Here is a 16,945-nt window from a genome sequence, read left to right as displayed (position 1 = left end):
AGCCGGGCACACCTGGTCGGACCGGGCGTACCTGGTCGAACAGATCGACCAGGTGTGCCCGATCTCGCCAGGTCCACCCGAAGTCACCGGGCGCCCGGGCCGCCCGATCTCGCCAGGTACGCCCGATCTCACCAGGGACGCCGGGATCCGCCGGGTGCCAGGATGGGCACGAGACCCGCAGGAGGACCCGTGAGCCGTCGCAAGGCCTGGAACACCGACCCCGAACCGCTGCTCCGCGTCGAGGAGGGTTTCCGCCTCGACCGCGTCGACCCCGACGGCACGCCGGGCTTCCCCGGCCGCAAGATCGACGGGCTCGAGGCTCTCGCCGCCGGTGCCGACCGCCTCGCCGCCCTGCAGGAACGCCTGCACGCCGCGAGCACCGCCGGCGACCAGCGTCGTGTGCTCCTCGTGCTGCAGGCGATGGACACCGCGGGCAAGGGCGGCATCGTCTCGCACGTCGTCGGCGCGGTCGACCCGAACGGCGTCCACTACGCGGGCTTCGGGGTGCCCACCGCCGAGGAGCGCGAGCACGACTTCCTCTGGCGCATCGAACGGCAGCTCCCCGCGGCGGGGCAGCTCGGTGTGTTCGATCGATCCCACTACGAGGACGTCCTCGTCCAGAAGGTGCGCGCGTTCGCCCCGCCCGAGGAGATCGAGCGTCGGTACGGCGCGATCGTCGACTTCGAGGACCGTCTGGTCGAGCAGGGCACGACGATCGTCAAGGTCATGCTGCACATCTCGAAGGACGAGCAGCGCGAGCGCCTCGGCGACCGGCTGGACCGCCCCGACAAGCACTGGAAGTTCACCCCGGGCGACATCGACGAGCGTCTGCTGTGGGACGAGTACCAGCAGGCGTACCAGACGGTGTTCGAGCGCACCTCGACGGCCCGGGCACCCTGGTACGTCGTCCCCGCGAACCGCAAGTGGTACGCCCGACTCGCCGTGCAGCAGCTCCTGCTCCGCGCGCTCGAGGACCTCCAGCTCACCTGGCCCGCCGCCGACTTCGACGTGGCCGAGCAGCGACGGCGGCTCGCGGAGTCCTGATCCCGCTCACCGTCTGGAGGCCCGGCACCCCTCCGCCCCGCGGCCGACGGCCCGCGCGCGGCCGGTAGCCGGTCGATCGGGGCTGGCCAGGCGGGCTCGTGTCACGTAGACTCGATCGGTCGGCCTTCGGCACCGCGGTATGTGACCGCGGGTTTCGTTTGGGTGTGTGTGCGCTCGAGGGCTGGATTCACGTCGATCCGCGACGGGAAGAACCCCCTCCCCGCTGAAGAGCCCCCGCCGATGTCGCTGCCGGGCGCTGTGGGACGTCTGCACCCCGGAAAGTAGCAATGGCCCCGTACGACAAGGGCGCGCGTCAGCGTGCCGACGACCGAGTCCGCCACGCGAACGGCACGCCCGCCGCTCGCAGCAGCAAGCACCGCGGGTACCGCGCCGCCGACCCGGCCCAGCCGCGGCAGAAGCAGCGCTGGGACGCCGAGGAGCGTCGCGGCCGCGCATCGCAGGGCGAGCGCCCGGCTCGCCCGAACTGGGAGCCGCGCGACGGCGGCCAGCGCCGTGACGACCGCGGCGGACGCGGGTTCGACCGTGACCGTGGTGGTCGTGGCCACGACCGCGACGACCGTGCTCCGCGTCGGTTCGACCGTGACGACCGTGCCCCTCGTCGTGACGACGACCGTGGTGCTCGTCGGTTCGACCGCGACGACCGTGCTCCGCGTCGGTTCGACCGCGACGACCGCGCTCCCCGTCGTGATGACGACCGTGCCCCGCGTCGATTCGACCGTGACGACCGTGCTCCGCGCCGGTTCGACCGCGACGACCGCGCTCCCCGTCGTGACGACGACCGTGCCCCGCGTCGGTTCGACCGTGACGACCGTGCCCCGCGTCGGTTCGATCGTGACGACCGTGCCCCCCGTCGCGATGACGACCGTGGTGCTCGTCGGTTCGACCGTGACGACCGTGCCCCGCGCCGGTTCGACCGCGACGACCGCGCTCCCCGTCGTGACGACGACCGTGGTGCCCGACGCCCCGACCGCGACGACCGTCCGCAGCGCCGGTCGTTCGACCGTGACGACCGTGCCCCGCGTCGCTTCGACCGTGACGACCGTGCCCCGCGCCGGTTCGACCGCGACGACCGCCCGCAGCGCCGCTCCTCCGACGACGACCGCGCGCCCCGCCGCGACCGCGACGACTCGCGCCCGGCCTACGTCCCCGCGGACGACGTCAAGCTCGAGAAGCTCCAGGCCGAGGCGACCGTCGCGGCCGACGTCGAGGGCGTGACCTTCGCCGACCTCGGCATCGGCGGCAACATCTCCCGCGCCCTGGCCGAGATGGGCGCCACGGCCCCGTTCCCGATCCAGGCGGCGACGATCCCCGACGTGCTGTCCGGCAAGGACGTCCTCGGCCGTGGCCGCACCGGTTCCGGCAAGACGATCGCGTTCGGTGCGCCCCTGGTCGAGAAGCTCATGGAGCACGGCGGCGGCACGAAGCGCAAGATGGGCCGCGCCCCGCGTGCGCTCATCCTCGCCCCGACGCGTGAGCTCGCCCTGCAGATCGACCGCACGGTGCAGCCGATCGCCCGTTCGGTGGGCCTCTTCACGACGCAGATCTACGGCGGTGTGCCCTACGGCCGCCAGGAGGGTGCCCTCGAGCGCGGCGTCGACATCATCGTCGGCACGCCCGGCCGGGTGCAGGACCTCATGAACAAGGGGAAGCTCGACCTCAGCGAGGTCGTCGTCTCCGTGCTCGACGAGGCCGACCACATGTGCGACCTCGGGTTCCTCGAGCCGGTGCGCGAGATCCTCTCCGCGACCGCCGAGGTCACCCCGCAGGGCAACCGCGCCCAGAAGCTCCTGTTCAGCGCCACGCTCGACGCCCAGGTGGCGTCGCTCGTGTCCGAGTTCCTGCACGAGCCGAGCGTCCACGAGGTCGCCGGCGAAGACCAGGCGTCCTCGACCATCGACCACCGCGTGCTGGTCGTCGAGCAGCGCCAGAAGGACCAGGTGCTCGAGGAGCTCGTCGCCGGCGACGGCAAGACGATCGTCTTCGCCCGCACCCGGGCCTACGCCGAGCGCCTGGCCGACCAGTTCGAGGACGCCGGCATCCGGGCGACCTCGCTCCACGGTGACCTCAACCAGTCGCGCCGCACGCGCAACCTGCAGCTGCTCACGAGCGGCCGGGTGAACGTCCTCGTCGCGACGGACGTCGCGGCGCGCGGCATCCACGTGGACGACGTGTCGCTCGTCGTGCAGGCGGACGCCCCGGACGACTACAAGGCGTACATGCACCGCTCCGGCCGCACCGGCCGTGCCGGCAAGGAGGGCACCGTCGTCACGCTCGTCCCGCGTGGCCGCGTCCGGAAGATCGAGGGCATCCTCGAGAACGCCGAGATCGAGGCGGACCTCGTGCAGGCCGCCCCCGGCGACGGCATCGTCGCGGAGCTCGCGGCGCGCTAGACGCGACCACCTCGACCGACGGGAGGCACGGAGCCAGCTGGCACCGTGCCTCCCGTCCGTCCGGAAGGGGTCAGCGGCTGAAGAAGAGCAGGCCGCGCACGTAGCCGGCCTGGCCGGCGTGCTGCGTGCAGTCGTCGAGGATGCTGACGAGCCGTGCGCCGCGGGTCACCGGCGGGTCCCAGGCGTCGTCGACGACGGCGTCGAGGTCCTCCGGCGCCAGCGTCGCGACGTACGCGACCGTCCGCTCGTGGACCGCGCGGAGGTAGCCGTTCAACAGGTCCGCCGAGGCGCGCACGCGACCGACGTCGTCGCGCGACATCCCGTACCCGAGCGCGTCGGCCGGGAACGGCAGGTCGAACCGATCGACCCAGCCGTCCGCGATCCAGACCTGCTCGGAGCCGGCGAGGTCGGCGACCTGCGCGTCCTGCCCGCGAGCGATGTGCCAGGCGAGCCACGCGAGGGTGTTCGCGCCGGCCGCCGGGCGAGCGGCGAGCTGGTCCGCGGACAGACCGTCGAGCGCACGCTCGACCGTCTCGGGGACGCGGGAGAACGCTTCGGTGAGGAGTTCGGCAGGGGTCATGCGGCCGACGCTACGCGGCGGGTGCGGGCCCTGCTCCAGGGCCCCGGTCCGCGCTCAGCGGTCGGTGGCCGCGCGGTGCCGCCGGTCGAGCGCTGCGCCGATGTCCTCGAGGGCAGCCGCGACGCCGTTCCGCTCGGTGGCGGGGACGGCCTCGCTGAAGGCCGAGGCGTACGCGGCGCTGACGGCCCGTGCGACGGCTGCGCCCGACGGCGTCAGGTGCACGAGGATGCTCCGCCGGTCGCCCGGGTTCGGGCGCCGTTCGAGGTGCCCGTGGCGCTCGAGCCGGTCGAGCAGCGAGGTCATCGCACCGGTGCTCAGCTCGAGGACGTCGCCGGCCTGCTTCGGTGTCGTCGCCTGCCCCTCCGATGCCGCGAGGTGCACCAGGAAGCGCGTGTCGGTGATACCGAGGCCCTGCGCGGCGCTCTCGTGCGCGAGGACCCGAGCGTGCCGGACCTGCAGGACCCGGAAGGCCGCGATCATCCGTGCGAGCCCGGCGTCGTCCGCGGCCGTGCCGACACGGTGCGCCGGTGCCGGGTCGCCGATCGCGAGGTCGCTCTCGAGGTCGATCTCGACGTCGGGGGAGACCGGGGCCGGGGGGAGGCCGGTCGTGACGGTCAGGGGAGGTAGGGCGGGGGAGGTGTCCGTCACGGGGTGGCTCTTCTCGGGTGGTGATCGCGGCGGCGATCGACGGGACGCGGGCGGACCCGGGTCAGAGGTCCATGCAACAAGTATCTCAACGATTGAGACACCCCCCAACAATGGGGTCATTGCTTCTCTTGTCATCAACACGTTCGACAAGTAGCTTGATCGCCGTAGTACACAGGCACCGTAGCGCGACCAACCACCGCGGGTCCGGAGCCACCACCGATCAGAATCTCTCCTCCGGAGGACAACCATGTCCCGTGTGTCCCCTCGCGCCGCCCGTCTCGCCGCCTGGATCGCCGTGCCCGCCGCCCTCGTCGCCTCGGGCGTCGTCGTGTCGACCGCCTCGTACTCGGCCTTCTCGGCCACCACCACGAACCCCACCAGCAACTGGACCGCCGGCACCGTCGCGCTGTCGGACGACGACGCGAACACCGCGCTCTTCACCGCTGCGAACCTCAAGCCCGGCTCGACCGACAGCAAGTGCATCACCGTGACCTCCACCGGGTCGCTGCCGTCGACCGTGAAGCTCTACGCGACCTCGCCGTCGACCTCGAGCGTGCTCGCGCAGAACACCACGATCAAGATCGAGCAGGGCACCGGCGGCGGCTTCTCGTCGTGCTCGGGCTTCACCCCCGCGGCGACCGGCGGGACCCTCTTCGAGAACACGCTCCCGACCCTCGGGACGCAGGCGACGAACTTCGCCTCGGGCCTCGGCGCGTGGACCACGACCGGTGCCGCCAGCGAGACCCGGGTCTACAGGGTCACGTACACCGTCTCCGCGAACACCCCGAACGCGGCGCAGGGCACCAACGCCCAGATCGGTCTCACCTGGGAGGCCCAGAACAACTAGCAGGGCACCCCGCCCGTCACCACGCCCCCGGTCGAAGGCAGTCATGGTCAGCATCGCAGTGCACGGTGGTCACACCCCGCACGACGTGCTCCACGACGTCGTCGACTGGGGGCGTGTCGTCGTCGCGACCGCGGCCCGGGCCGTCGTCGCGACGCTCCTCGGGCTCGCGCTGTGGTCGGCCGCCCCGGCGCTCCTCGGCTGGCACCCGACCACCGTGATGACCGGGTCGATGGCACCGCGCCTCGCGCCGGGCGACGTCGTGGTGTCGCGACCGGTCGCCCCGGCGGAGATCCGGCCCGGGCAGATCCTGCTCGCGGACGACCCCGACCAGCCGGGACACCTGCGGATGCACCGGTTCGTCGAACCCGGCCCGGACGGCACCGTCGTCACGAAGGGCGACGCGAACCCGCAGGTCGACTCGACGCCGATCGAGCGTTCCGCCGTGCACGGGGTCGGCTTCCTGCGGGTGCCGTCCGTCGCCACCCCGGTGCTCTGGGTCCGCGAGGGCCGCTGGGTCGAGGTCGGCACCGTCGCGCTCGCGCTCGTCGCGGTGCTCCTGCTCTGCACGGTCGACGCTCCGCTCCGTCGACGCGGTCCGCGGCACCGCGGCGACGGTGGGCACGCGGGAGACGGCGGGACCGCGGGCCACGGCCGGGAGGCACGGCTCGCCTCCGCAGCGCCGCCCGCTGCGGGCGCTCCCGGCGTCCCGGACCGCCGGTCGCCACGTGCCGTCCCGCGCCACGTCGACGAGCGTGGCCGCGCCGCAGGCCGCGCGGCCGTGCAGCGCGTCCCTCGCGTGGGCCAGACCGGGGTCCTCGGGCTCGTCGCCGTCGTGGTCGGGGCGAGCGCCGTGCTCGTGCCGACACAGGCCGATGCTGCACCGTTCGGTCGGACCACCGGCACGGCCGTCCAGCTCACCGCCGGGACCGTACCGGTCGTCACGACCCTCTCGTGTACGGACTCGAGCAACGGCTCGGTCGTGATCGGCTGGTCGTACGCCGGGGACTTGCCGAAGTCGTTCACCGTGACCGACGAGACCGGGGCGGTGCTCGCGACAACAGCCGACGGCCAGGCGCGGAGCGCGACCGTCAAGCTCAGCAGTGCGCTCGCCCTGGGCACGAGGCGCACCGTGCAGGTGCAGACCAACGCCGCCGCGCCGGGTGCCTGGACGTCGACGCAGAGCGCAGGGGTGCCCATCCAGTTCACGTCGCTCCTCGGGCTCGGGCTCGTCTCCGGCACGAGCTGCGTGCGCTGACGTTCCTGCACGGGCAGCGGCACGCGCCGGTCCTCCACAGGGCGGCACGGGCTCGCGGGTGATGTCCCCGGCCGCCGCTACCGTGGCGGCATGCGGATCCTCCACACCGGCGACTGGCACCTCGGCCGCACGCTGCTCGGTGCGGACCTGCTCGGACACCAGTCGACCTTCGCGGACTTCCTCGTCGAGACCGTCCGCGACCGCGCGGTCGACCTGGTCGTCATCGCCGGCGACGTCTACGACCGTGCGATCCCGCCGGTCGACGCCGTCCGGCTGCTCTCGCGGACGCTCGAACGTCTGGCCGAGACGGCGACGGTCGTGCTGACCCCGGGCAACCACGACTCCGCCGCCCGGCTCGGCTTCGGCGCGGGGGTCATGCACGACCGCGTGCGGATCCTGGCGGAGCCGACGGGCATCGGCACGCCGGTGTTGCTCGACGACGAGTACGGCCCGGTCGCCGTGTACGGGATCCCGTACCTGCACCCCGACCTGACGCGCTACGCCCTCGCGGACGTGCCGGACGAGCCCCTCGCCCGGTCCCACCAGGCGGTCGTCGGCGCAGCCACCGCACGGATCCGAGCAGACCTGTCGGAGCGTCCGGGCACCCGCAGCGTCGTCGTCGCGCACGCCTTCGTCGGCGGGGCTGCTCCGAGCGACAGCGAGCAGGACATCCGGGTCGGCGGGGTCGACCAGGTCGCTGCCTCGGTGTTCGACGGCATCGACTACGTCGCGCTCGGACACCTGCACGGACCGCAGCGCGTGGGCGCGGGGGACCGCATCCGGTACGCCGGGTCGCCGCTCGCGTTCTCGTTCGGGGAACGGCAGCAGCGCAAGAGCGTCACCCTCGTCGAACTGGCGGCCGACGGTGGGGTCTCGGTGGAGCTGGTACCCGCGCCCGTGCCGCGGCGCCTGGTCGACGTCCGGACGAGCATGGAGGCGATCGAGTCCGGCGCGCACCGCGCGGACGCCGACGCCTGGGTCCGCGTCGCGGTCACCGACACCGTCCACCCCGAGCGGCTCTACGCCCGGGTGAAGGACCACTTCCCGCACGCGCTGGCGATCACGCACGAGCCCGCCGACCGCCCCGACCGGCAGGCGGCGCGGGCGGTCACCGCGACCTCCGACCCGGTCGAGGTCGCGGCCGACTTCGTCGCGTTCGCCAGCGGCGCGACGCCGGGCGACGACGACCGCGCGGTCCTGACCGAGGCGTACGAGGCAGCGGTCCTCGCGATGCACGACGACCGGGGGCGCTGATGTACCTGCACCGACTCGAACTCCGGGCGATCGGGCCCTACCCCGAACTCGTGGCGATCGACTTCGCGGCGCTCGCCGCCTCCGGGGTGTTCCTGCTCGAGGGCCCGACCGGCTCCGGCAAGTCGACCATCATCGACGCCGTGGTGTTCGCCCTGTACGGCGGGCTCGCGGGCGAGGGATCGACGCACGACCGCCTGCACAGCCAGCACGCCGATCCCGGGGTGGAACCCTTCGTGGAGCTCGTGTTCGAGACCGGTGCCGGCGTGTACCGGGTCCGCCGGACGCCGCAGTACGACCGGCCGAAGCAGCGCGGCGCAGGGACGGTGCGACAGCAGGCGTCGGCGCAGCTCTTCCGGCTCGCACACCCCGGCGACGTCGTCGGTGAGCCGGTGTCCTCGCGGATCCCGGAGATCGGGCTCGAGGTCGCTCGGGTCGTCGGACTCGACCGTGCACAGTTCCTGCAGACGGTCGTGCTCCCGCAGGGCGAGTTCGCTCGTTTCCTCCGGGCACCGGGCGAGGACCGCCGGAAGCTCCTGCAGTCGCTCTTCGGCACCCAGGTCTACGACCGCACGGCGGACGAGCTCGCCGCCCGCCGCCGAGAGGTCCAGGCCGAGGTGGAGTCCGCCGACGCCCGGGTGCGGGACGCGCTGAGCCGCTTCGCCCAGGCCGCCGGTGTCGTCGACGCCGACGAGGCCTCGGTGCCGGGGACCCTCGACGCGCTGCGCACCGTGGCCGAGGCGACCGCAGCAGATTGCACCGAGGCGGTCGCGGCGGCGGAACGCGCCCGGGTGCACGAGCACGACGTGGCCGCGCGACTGCAGGCCAGGGCACGACGTGCCGCGCTCCTCGATCGTCGCCGCGCCCTCGACGACGCCGCACCCCGGGTCGAGGCCGCCCGCGCCCGGCTCGCGCTCGCCGAACGGGCCGTCCGGGTCACGACGCCGGCACAGGGGCTCGACGCCGCCCGGTCCCGTGCTGACGAGCACCGACGCCGAGCGCACGACCTCCGTGCGCGCCTCGGTGTCCCGTCGCACGTCGACACCGCCGCACGCCGCACCGACCTGGCCACCTGCGTCGCGGCGGTCCGGCACCTCGTCGCGGTCGAGGCCACGCTCGACGACCGCCGACGGGCCCGCACGGACGCCGCCGACCGGGCCGCACTGCTCGTCCGACGGGTGGCCGAACTCGACCGTGCGCTCGAGTCGCGTCCCACCGGTCGGGCCGCGCTCGTCGAGGAAGCCCGGACCGCGGCCACCGCCGCGGGCGACGCCGAGGCCGCCCGAGCCGAGGTCGAGCGCCTCCGGCAGCTGCGCGCAGACCTCGACGCCCGTGACGCCGCAGCCGCCGCCGTGCACCGGGCGGAGCAGGTGGTGGCCGACCGTCGCGTCCGCGCCGAAGCGCTCCTGCGGACCGAGCAGGCCCTGCGTACCCGCCGCATCGCCGGACTGGCGGGCGAACTCGGCGCGGCACTCGTCCCGGGCGACCCCTGTCCAGTGTGCGGCGCGCTCGAGCACCCGGACGTCGCCCTGCCGCAGGACGACCACCCGGACGCAGCCGCCGTCGACGAAGCCGCCGACGCATCACGTGCCGCCGACGGCGCCCTCGCCGAGGCGGCGTCCGCGCTCGCCGTCGAGCGTGCCGCCCTCGAACGACTGCGCGCCGCCGTCGGGGAGACGGACGCCGACGCCCTGGCGACCCGAGCCGCGGCCGCCGACGCCCGCGTGCAGGCAGCCCACGCTGCGGCAGTCCGCGTCGCCGAGGTCGAGGGGCAGCGGACGGCGTACGACGACGAGACCCGGGCACTCGAGCGCGAGCACAACACCGTGCAGGCCGACCACGCCGTCCTCGTGGCGACGAGCGGGGCAGAGGGATCGCGGCTCGACCAGGACGCCGCTGCCGTGACGGACGCCCGACAGCGCGCAGCGACCGTCGCCGCGGGCTCCTGGGACGCATCCGCCGACACCGACGGCCGCATCGGTGGGACGTCGGACGACCGCTCCCTCGCGCAGCTGGTCCGGCAGCTCGACGACCTCGTCGCACGAGCCGACGAGGTCGCCGCCGCCGAGTCGCAGGCGACGACGGCGGCACAGGCCGTGCGCGAGCGGTCCGCCGAGGTCGACCTGGCGCTGACCGAGCAGGGCTTCGACACGCTCGACGCGGCCCGGGCAGCACTGCTCCAGCCGGATGCCTCGGCCGCGCTGCAGGCCGAGGTCGTCGCCGCCGAGCGGGAGCGTGCCGTCGTCGACGCCGGGCTCGTCGAACCGGCGGTGGTGGCGGCCGCCACCGACGAGGGCTCCGCCGCCGCCGGCTCTACCGTCGCGCTCGACCTGGACGCCACCCGCACCGCGACCGTCGCCGCTGCCGAGCGTGCGGACGAGGCCACCCGCGCGGCGGTGTCCGCGTCCGACCGGTCGGAGGCCGCAGCCCGCTGTGCCGCCGAGGTGGTCCGGGCCGTCCGTGCTCGCGACGACACGTCGGCGCGCAGCCGCGCCGTGGTCCGCCTGGCCGACGTCGCGAACGGTGTCACCGCGGTGAACCCGAGCGGGATCACCCTCGGCACCTACGTGCTCATGCGGCGCTTCGAGGACGTCGTCGCCGCGGCCAACGACCGGCTGCGGGGCATGCTCGGAGGGCGGTTCACCCTCGAGACGTCCGACGAGCGCGAGGCCGGGTCACGAGCCCGCCGGACCGGCCTCGCGCTGGCCGTCCACGACCACACCACCGACACCCGGCGCGCTCCGGGGAGCCTGTCCGGCGGCGAGACCTTCACGGTGTCGCTCTGCCTGGCACTCGGGCTCGCCGACGTCGTGCAGGCCGAGGCCGGCGGGGTCTCGCTCGGCACCCTGTTCGTCGACGAGGGGTTCGGCACGCTGGACCCGGAGACGCTGGACGACGTCATCGGGCAACTCGCACGCCTGACCGCCGGCGGACGGCAGGTCGGCATCGTGAGCCACGTCGAGGAGCTCAAGCAGCGCATCCCCGAGCGCATCGCCGTACGGCGCACCGCCGAGGGCGGCTCGCGGGTCACGACCACGGTCTGACGGTCCGCGCGGGCAGCGCAGACGTCCGACCGCAGACCGCCGCTGCGGACCCCGCGGGCGGTCGACGGACGGCTGTGGTCAGGGCGACGGCGGCGCGTCCACCGTGCCGTCGGGCGGCGGCAGGATGTCGGCGGCGATCCACGGGAAGACCCACGTGAACAGCGCGTACACGATCACCGCGAGCAGCACGAGCAGCTCGAGGACCTTCAGGGCAGCCGGGCCGGGCAGGATCCGCCAGACGAACGGGAAGATCACTTCGGCGTCTCCGAGAGTTCCTTGGGGGTGCCCTCCGAGACGGGCATCCAGTAGTCGAGCTTGGCGTGGGTCACGTAGCGCTCCTTGGCGGACCACATGGGGTGGCACGCGGTCAGGGTGAGCCAGCGGTCCTCGGCCGAGGGCGTGACACCCGGCTGGTTCGGCACCGGCGCGATCGTCTCGATCTTGTCCGGCGTGACGATCTGCGAGTCGGTGACCTTGTAGACGTACCAGACGTCGAAGTCCTTCTCCTCGTCGGTCACCCGGACGACGATCGCGTCGTCGGTCTTGAGCTCCGCGATCTGGTTGAGCGGCTTGCCGTACGTCACGCGGTGCCCGGCGACGGCGAAGTTGCCCTCGGCGCCCGGCATCGCGGTGTCCTGGTAGTGCCCGAGCCCGATCGTGTTGAGCACGCGCTCGCGGTCGGTGCCCTCACCGATCGGACGGAGGTAGTCGGCGCCGAAGCGGGGGATCTGCATCGTGCCGAACACGCTCGTGACCTCCGGCGGTTCGGCGAGCACGGGCGCTTCGCCCCGGTGCTCCGAGCCCTCGACCTTCGGCGCCGCGCGCTGCCCGAGGTCGTCGACGAGCTTCGTCTGCTCGTTCACGGCGACGACGTCCGTCCACCACGCGGTCCACACCACGTAGAGGCCCGTGCCGGCACCGGCGATGATCAGGAGCTCGGCCAGCAGCGAGACGAGCGCCCCGCCGACGGTCTGACGGCGCCGAGGGCGTCGTGGCGGCCGCGTGGCCTCGTCCTCGCGCGCCGAGCGGCGCGTCGGGGCGGTGTCGTGTGCGGTCACGGTGCTCCTGATCCGGATGGGGTGGTCGGACAGGTCTATCAGACCACGCCGAGGAACAGGTGACGAGTCCTCGCACCTGTGGATGCCCACGGGTCCCGCTAGCGTGAACGGATGACCCCGGTGTTCCGACCGTTCCGCCCCGACGACATCGAGGCGGTCGTCGCCCTGTGGGAAGCCTGTGGGTTGCTGCGTCCGTGGAACGACCCGCGTCGTGACATCGCGCGGAAGGTCGCCGAGCAGCCCGAGCTCTTCCTGGTCGCCGAGCAGCCCGACCAGCCCGAGCAGCCCGAGCACGACGACGAGCGCACGGTCGTCGGCGTCGGCATGGCTGGGTACGACGGGCACCGCGGCTGGGTGAACTACCTGGCCGTCCGTCCCGACCTGCAGGGCTCCGGACTCGGTCGCGCCTTCATGGCCGAGTTCGAACGGCTGCTCACCGAGCGCGGCTGCCCGAAGGTCAACGTGCAGGTGCGCGAGGGGAACGAGCAGGTCCTCGGGTTCTACGCTTCGCTCGGGTACGCCCCGGACCGCGCGGTCTCGCTCGGCAAGCGCCTCATCGCCGACGACTGATCCCGACGCCGGGCGCCGGACCACGGACACCAGCGCCGGACCACGGACACCAGCGCCGGACCACGTACGCCAGCCCCGGACCAAGGGCGCCCGACGCCCGCTAGGCCAGCGCCAGTCCGACCGCGGCCACGAACGCGAGCACGATCCCCGTCCACTGCACCGCGGTCAGCCGTTCGCGCAGCACGACGCCCGCGAGCACCACCGTGCCGATCGGGTACAGCGCGTTGAGGACGCTCACCACCGGGAGCGTGGCGTCGCCCGAACCGACGTGCAGCGCCGCCTGGATGCAGGCGTTCGCGAGGGCGTCGAGCACCCCGCACGCCACCACGGCGACCACCGTCGGCCGTGACCAGCGCGGCCAGCGGAACGGATCCCGCCACCGCGACGGACCCGACGAGCCGGGTCGGCGCGACCGGCCCGGTCGACGCACCGCCCTCGCGTCAGCCGCGCCAGACCGCGCGGCCGGTGCCGGCGGACCGACGCGATCCGTGCCTCCCGGCCGACCGGACCGTGCCGGCCGCACCGGCCCCGACCGCGCCGCCACCGCGACCGCCACGGCGCCGAGCAGCACCGTCTGCACCACCCGCCCGACCAGGAGCGTCGCGACCCCGGCGTCCCCGGGTGCCGCGTCGTACGCGAGCACGATCCCGCCGAACCCGCACCCTGCCACCGCGGCCGTCGATACCCCGACCGCGGTCACCCGCGCACCCGAGGAGTCCCGCACCGCCGCGACCAGCACGACCGCGAGCACCGCGACCACGAGCGCGACCGACGCCGCCAACGACAGCACCGTCCCGCCCAGCAGCGCGACGACGACCGGGGTGAGCGCGGCGAACACCGCCGTCAGGGGCGACAGCACGCTCATCGGGCCGACGGCCAGCGCCCGGTACAGCAGCAGCACCGCCACGGATCCGGAGGCACCCGCGGCCGTCCCCGCGACGACCGCGCCGGTCGAGAACGTCGCGCCCACGAGCGGCACCCCGACACCGAGCGGGACCAGCCCGACCGCCGCAGCGGCGGCCGCGACGACCACGGCCCGGACCCGGCGTGCGGCGAGGGCGCCAAGGAAGTCGGCCGCCCCGTAGACGACCGCACCGGTCAGGCCGAGCAGGACGGAGAGCACGGCTCCCATCCTGCCCGTGCCGGTAGCCTGCGCGGGTGAGCGTTCCCTACCACCGCCTGCCCCGTGTCGATGCCCGTTGGCGCTGGTGGCGTCCGCTGGTCGCGCTCGCGTTCCTCGTCGGGTACTACGTCGTGACGCAGATCGTCCTCGCGGTGGCGTACTTCGTGCCGATCGGTGCGACGCAGGGCGCCGAGGGGCTGATCGGGTTCCAGGACGACCTGACGAGCGGCGCCCTCGACCCCACGGACCCGCTCATCCTGTCGCTGACCCTGCTGTCGCTCGTGGTGCTGCTGCCCGGCATCCTGCTCGCGGTGAAGATCGCCCGGATCGGCCCGGCGGGCATCCTGTCGTCGACGCGTTTCCGAGTGCGCTGGCGGTGGACGCTGTGGTGCCTGCTCCCCACGCTCGTCATCGCGATCCCGATGTTCCTGCTGCAGACGTGGGGGATGTTCTCGTTCGACGGCGGCTTCGGCTGGGACCACGACGCCATCGGGCAGTCGACGGTCTCGCCCGCCACCCTGACCTTCACGATCGTGATGGTCCTGGTGCTCGTCCCCTTCCAGGGTGCAGCGGAGGAGTACGTCTTCCGCGGCTTCCTGATCCAGACCATCGCGTCGTGGATCCCGGTCCGGATCGTCGGCGTCGTCGTCGCCGTCGCGGTGTCGACGGTCGTGTTCGCCGCGGGGCACATCCCGAACGGCTACAACGTGTGGGGCATCCTCGACGTCGGCTCGTTCGGGCTGATCGCCGCGATCATCGTGCTGCGGACCGGCGGCATGGAGGCCACCGTCCTGCAGCACGCCTTCAACAACATCATGATCTTCGTGCTCCAGGCCCCCGGCTGGTCGAAGGTCGACCTCGATGCCTCGGACGGCACCGCGGGTGGCTTCCTGGTCACGCTCGCGACCTCGCTCGCCTTCTGGGGCATGATCGAGCTCCTCGCGTGGTGGCGGGGGCTCGACCGTCGCTTCCCGGGACACGAGGCGCCCCGCTTCCGCGGTCCGGCTCCGGTCTCGGCGGGCGGTCGGCAGTGGACCCTGCCGGGAGGCACGGGCTGGGCAGCCGCACCGGCCCGCGGTCCCGAGACGGACCGGGACACGTCGGCGGCCGGCCCGGACGACGCGGTGCCTGTGGACGAGACGGTGGGTGTCGCCCCGCGCTCGTAGGCTGGGTGCATGAGCACGACGACCACGACCTCGCCGTCGCGGGCTGCCGCGCTCGACGTCCTGCACCGCGTGTGGGGGTACGACGCCTTCCGCGGCGAGCAGGCCGCGATCATCGACCAGGTCGTCTCCGGCGGCGACGCGCTCGTGCTCATGCCGACCGGTGGCGGCAAGTCGCTCTGCTACCAGGTGCCCGCGCTCGTCCGTGACGGCGTCGGCGTGGTCGTCTCGCCGCTCATCGCCCTCATGCAGGACCAGGTCGACGCCCTCGCCGCCAACGGTGTCCGCGCCGCGTTCCTCAACTCCACCCAGGGCCCCGACGAGCGCGCCCGGGTCGAACGGGCGGTCGTCTCCGGCGAGGTCGACATGCTCTACCTCGCGCCCGAGCGCCTGCGACTCGAGTCGACCCGATCCCTGCTCGACCGCGCACGCATCGCCCTGTTCGCCATCGACGAGGCACACTGTGTGGCCCAGTGGGGCCACGACTTCCGCCCCGACTACCTCGAGCTGAGCGTGCTGCACGAGCGCTGGCCGACGGTGCCGCGCGTCGCCCTCACCGCGACCGCGACGCCGCAGACCCACCGCGAGATCTCCGGCCGCCTCGGGCTCGACGACGCCGCGCACTTCGTGGCCGACTTCGACCGGCCGAACATCCAGTACCGCATCGAGCCGAAGACCGGCGCGCTGCAGCAGCTGCTGACGTTCATCCGCACCGAGCACAGCGGCGACGCCGGGATCGTCTACTGCCTGTCCCGCAACTCGGTCGAGCGCACCGCGGCCGCCCTCGCCGACCAGGGGATCCCGGCGTTGCCGTACCACGCCGGCCTCGACGCGAAGGTCCGTGAGCGCAACCAGTCGACGTTCCTCCGCGAGGACGGCATCGTCATGGTCGCGACGATCGCCTTCGGCATGGGCATCGACAAGCCCGACGTGCGGTTCGTGGCGCACCTCGACCTGCCGAAGTCGGTCGAGGGCTACTACCAGGAGACCGGGCGTGCGGGGCGCGACGGGCTGCCCTCGACGGCGTGGCTCGCCTACGGGCTGAACGACGTCGTGCAGCAGCGCCGGATGATCGACCAGTCCGAAGGTGACGCGGCGCACCGGCGGCAGCTCAGCGCCCACCTCGACGCCATGCTCGCGCTGTGCGAGACGATCGAGTGCCGCCGGGTGCGGTTGCTGGCGTACTTCGGGCAGGAGTCCACGGCCTGCGGGAACTGCGACACCTGCATCGCACCGCCCGAGCCGTGGGACGGCACCGTGCCCGCGCAGAAGTTCCTGTCGACCGTGGTCCGGCTGGAGCGTGAGCGCGGCCAGCGGTACGGCGTCGCGCACCTCGTGGACATCCTGGTCGGCAAGCAGTCACCCCGCGTGCAGGAGCTGCGGCACGACTCCCTCGCCACGTTCGGCATCGGCAACGACCTGGGCGAGGGGGAGTGGCGTGCGGTCGCCCGGCAGCTCCTGGCGCAGGGCTACGCGGCGGTGTCGGGCGACGGCTTCGGCACGATCGTCCTCAGCCCCACGAGCGCCGAGGTCCTGAGCGGTCGTACGCGCGTGCTGATGCGTCGCGACCCGGTGAAGGCTCCGCGGAGTCAACGGGTGCGACGTCAGGCGGTCACCGACGTGCCGCAGGAGGCGCTCGGCCTGTTCGAGGCGCTGCGTGCCTGGCGTGCGGCGCAGGCCCGGGAGCAGGGGGTCCCCGCCTACGTGGTGTTCAACGACGCGACGCTGCGGGGGATCGCTGCGGTGAAGCCGGCGGACGAGGACGCTCTCAGCGAGATCTCCGGCATCGGCGGCGCGAAGCTCGAGCGCTACGGGCGCGCGGTCCTCGACGTGGTCGCAGCGCACGCGGACTGAGTCGCCGCTCCACTCGGACCCACCCACAGGACGCCCCGTCGGTCACTGACCGGCGGGGCGTTCGTCGTCTACGCGAAATATCGTATTGCGCCATCGT

General features: G+C 73.5%; 14 protein-coding genes. 9 read left to right on the top strand and 5 right to left on the bottom strand.

The features are described 5' to 3' along the window. The first annotated feature begins 162 nt into the window (after positions 1-162). Together ACIP6W_RS02750 and ACIP6W_RS02745 are read left to right on the top strand one after the other, a co-directional pair. Entirely contained in the window at positions 163-1,044 is an 882-nt protein-coding gene (locus ACIP6W_RS02750) for a PPK2 family polyphosphate kinase (RefSeq protein WP_081984632.1), read from the top strand. A 287-nt stretch (positions 1,045-1,331) separates the two neighbouring features. Next, positions 1,332-3,455 (top strand): DEAD/DEAH box helicase, encoded by a 2,124-nt coding sequence (locus ACIP6W_RS02745; protein ID WP_400428148.1) that lies wholly within the window; start codon positions 1,332-1,334, stop codon positions 3,453-3,455. Between the two features lie 70 nt (positions 3,456-3,525). On the opposite strand, the gene ACIP6W_RS02740 is transcribed toward ACIP6W_RS02745, so the two are convergent. Next, positions 3,526-4,035: a DUF664 domain-containing protein gene (locus tag ACIP6W_RS02740; RefSeq protein WP_400428145.1), complete on the bottom strand. Its 510-nt coding sequence runs from the start codon at positions 4,033-4,035 to the stop codon at positions 3,526-3,528. A gap of 54 nt (positions 4,036-4,089) precedes the next feature. Next, positions 4,090-4,683, bottom strand: coding sequence for a MarR family transcriptional regulator (locus tag ACIP6W_RS02735; protein WP_400428142.1), 594 nt, complete (start codon positions 4,681-4,683; stop codon positions 4,090-4,092). 247 nt (positions 4,684-4,930) lie between these two features. Here ACIP6W_RS02735 and ACIP6W_RS02730 point away from each other — a divergent pair, with 247 nt between their 5' ends. From ACIP6W_RS02730 to ACIP6W_RS02715, 4 genes are all read left to right on the top strand, one after another. Continuing rightward, positions 4,931-5,530: a hypothetical protein gene (locus ACIP6W_RS02730; RefSeq protein ID WP_326496486.1), complete on the top strand. Its 600-nt coding sequence runs from the start codon at positions 4,931-4,933 to the stop codon at positions 5,528-5,530. Positions 5,531-5,573: 43 nt separating this feature from the next. Further along, entirely contained in the window at positions 5,574-6,785 is a 1,212-nt protein-coding gene (locus ACIP6W_RS02725) for a S24/S26 family peptidase (RefSeq protein WP_400428139.1), read from the top strand. 90 nt (positions 6,786-6,875) lie between these two features. Next, a complete protein-coding gene (locus tag ACIP6W_RS02720; protein ID WP_400428137.1) occupies positions 6,876-8,039 on the top strand; it encodes an exonuclease SbcCD subunit D in 1,164 nt (387 codons plus the stop codon). Continuing rightward, positions 8,039-11,080 carry an AAA family ATPase gene (locus tag ACIP6W_RS02715; RefSeq protein ID WP_400428134.1) on the top strand — a complete coding sequence of 1,014 codons (3,042 nt, stop codon included), beginning with the start codon at positions 8,039-8,041 and terminating at the stop codon, positions 11,078-11,080. The genes ACIP6W_RS02720 and ACIP6W_RS02715 overlap by 1 nt, the downstream gene beginning before the upstream one ends. Before the next feature lie 78 nt (positions 11,081-11,158). Here the strand turns inward: ACIP6W_RS02715 and ACIP6W_RS02710 are convergent, their stop codons facing one another. Further along, positions 11,159-11,335: a hypothetical protein gene (locus tag ACIP6W_RS02710; protein ID WP_158407726.1), complete on the bottom strand. Its 177-nt coding sequence runs from the start codon at positions 11,333-11,335 to the stop codon at positions 11,159-11,161. Further along, positions 11,332-12,138 (bottom strand): class E sortase, encoded by an 807-nt coding sequence (locus ACIP6W_RS02705; RefSeq protein WP_235426468.1) that lies wholly within the window; start codon positions 12,136-12,138, stop codon positions 11,332-11,334. Before ACIP6W_RS02705 ends, ACIP6W_RS02710 begins: the two co-directional genes overlap by 4 nt. 111 nt (positions 12,139-12,249) lie before the next feature. On the opposite strand from ACIP6W_RS02705, the gene ACIP6W_RS02700 reads away from it, so the two are divergent. Continuing rightward, the gene (locus ACIP6W_RS02700; protein ID WP_400428130.1) at positions 12,250-12,708 is read left to right on the top strand and encodes a GNAT family acetyltransferase; all 459 of its coding nucleotides are present in this window, start codon (positions 12,250-12,252) and stop codon (positions 12,706-12,708) included. 100 nt (positions 12,709-12,808) lie between these two features. On the opposite strand, the gene ACIP6W_RS02695 is transcribed toward ACIP6W_RS02700, so the two are convergent. Beyond that, positions 12,809-13,831, bottom strand: coding sequence for an EamA family transporter (locus ACIP6W_RS02695; RefSeq protein ID WP_400428127.1), 1,023 nt, complete (start codon positions 13,829-13,831; stop codon positions 12,809-12,811). A 35-nt stretch (positions 13,832-13,866) separates the two neighbouring features. Here ACIP6W_RS02695 and ACIP6W_RS02690 point away from each other — a divergent pair, with 35 nt between their 5' ends. Both ACIP6W_RS02690 and recQ read left to right on the top strand, forming a co-directional pair. Continuing rightward, complete coding sequence (locus ACIP6W_RS02690) at positions 13,867-14,997, top strand: lysostaphin resistance A-like protein (RefSeq protein WP_400428124.1); 1,131 nt, start codon at positions 13,867-13,869, stop codon at positions 14,995-14,997. Between the two features lie 9 nt (positions 14,998-15,006). Then, entirely contained in the window at positions 15,007-16,848 is a 1,842-nt protein-coding gene (gene recQ / locus ACIP6W_RS02685) for a DNA helicase RecQ (protein WP_066652214.1), read from the top strand. Positions 16,849-16,945 lie beyond the last annotated feature (97 nt).

The organism is Curtobacterium sp. NPDC088465, assembly GCF_044753165.1.
Taxonomy (GTDB): domain Bacteria; phylum Actinomycetota; class Actinomycetes; order Actinomycetales; family Microbacteriaceae; genus Curtobacterium.
Note: the sequence above shows the minus strand (reverse complement) of the source record. Positions and strands in the feature narration are given on the sequence as shown.

Coding starts and splice junctions, on each gene's coding strand:
- ACIP6W_RS02750 (WP_081984632.1), top strand. CDS start 163: ATGGGCACGAGACCCGCAGGAGGACCCGTGAGCCGTCGCAAGGCCTGG.
- ACIP6W_RS02745 (WP_400428148.1), top strand. CDS start 1,332: ATGGCCCCGTACGACAAGGGCGCGCGTCAGCGTGCCGACGACCGAGTC.
- ACIP6W_RS02740 (WP_400428145.1), bottom strand. CDS start 4,035: ATGACCCCTGCCGAACTCCTCACCGAAGCGTTCTCCCGCGTCCCCGAG.
- ACIP6W_RS02730 (WP_326496486.1), top strand. CDS start 4,931: ATGTCCCGTGTGTCCCCTCGCGCCGCCCGTCTCGCCGCCTGGATCGCC.
- ACIP6W_RS02725 (WP_400428139.1), top strand. CDS start 5,574: ATGGTCAGCATCGCAGTGCACGGTGGTCACACCCCGCACGACGTGCTC.
- ACIP6W_RS02720 (WP_400428137.1), top strand. CDS start 6,876: ATGCGGATCCTCCACACCGGCGACTGGCACCTCGGCCGCACGCTGCTC.
- ACIP6W_RS02715 (WP_400428134.1), top strand. CDS start 8,039: ATGTACCTGCACCGACTCGAACTCCGGGCGATCGGGCCCTACCCCGAA.
- ACIP6W_RS02700 (WP_400428130.1), top strand. CDS start 12,250: ATGACCCCGGTGTTCCGACCGTTCCGCCCCGACGACATCGAGGCGGTC.
- recQ (WP_066652214.1), top strand. CDS start 15,007: ATGAGCACGACGACCACGACCTCGCCGTCGCGGGCTGCCGCGCTCGAC.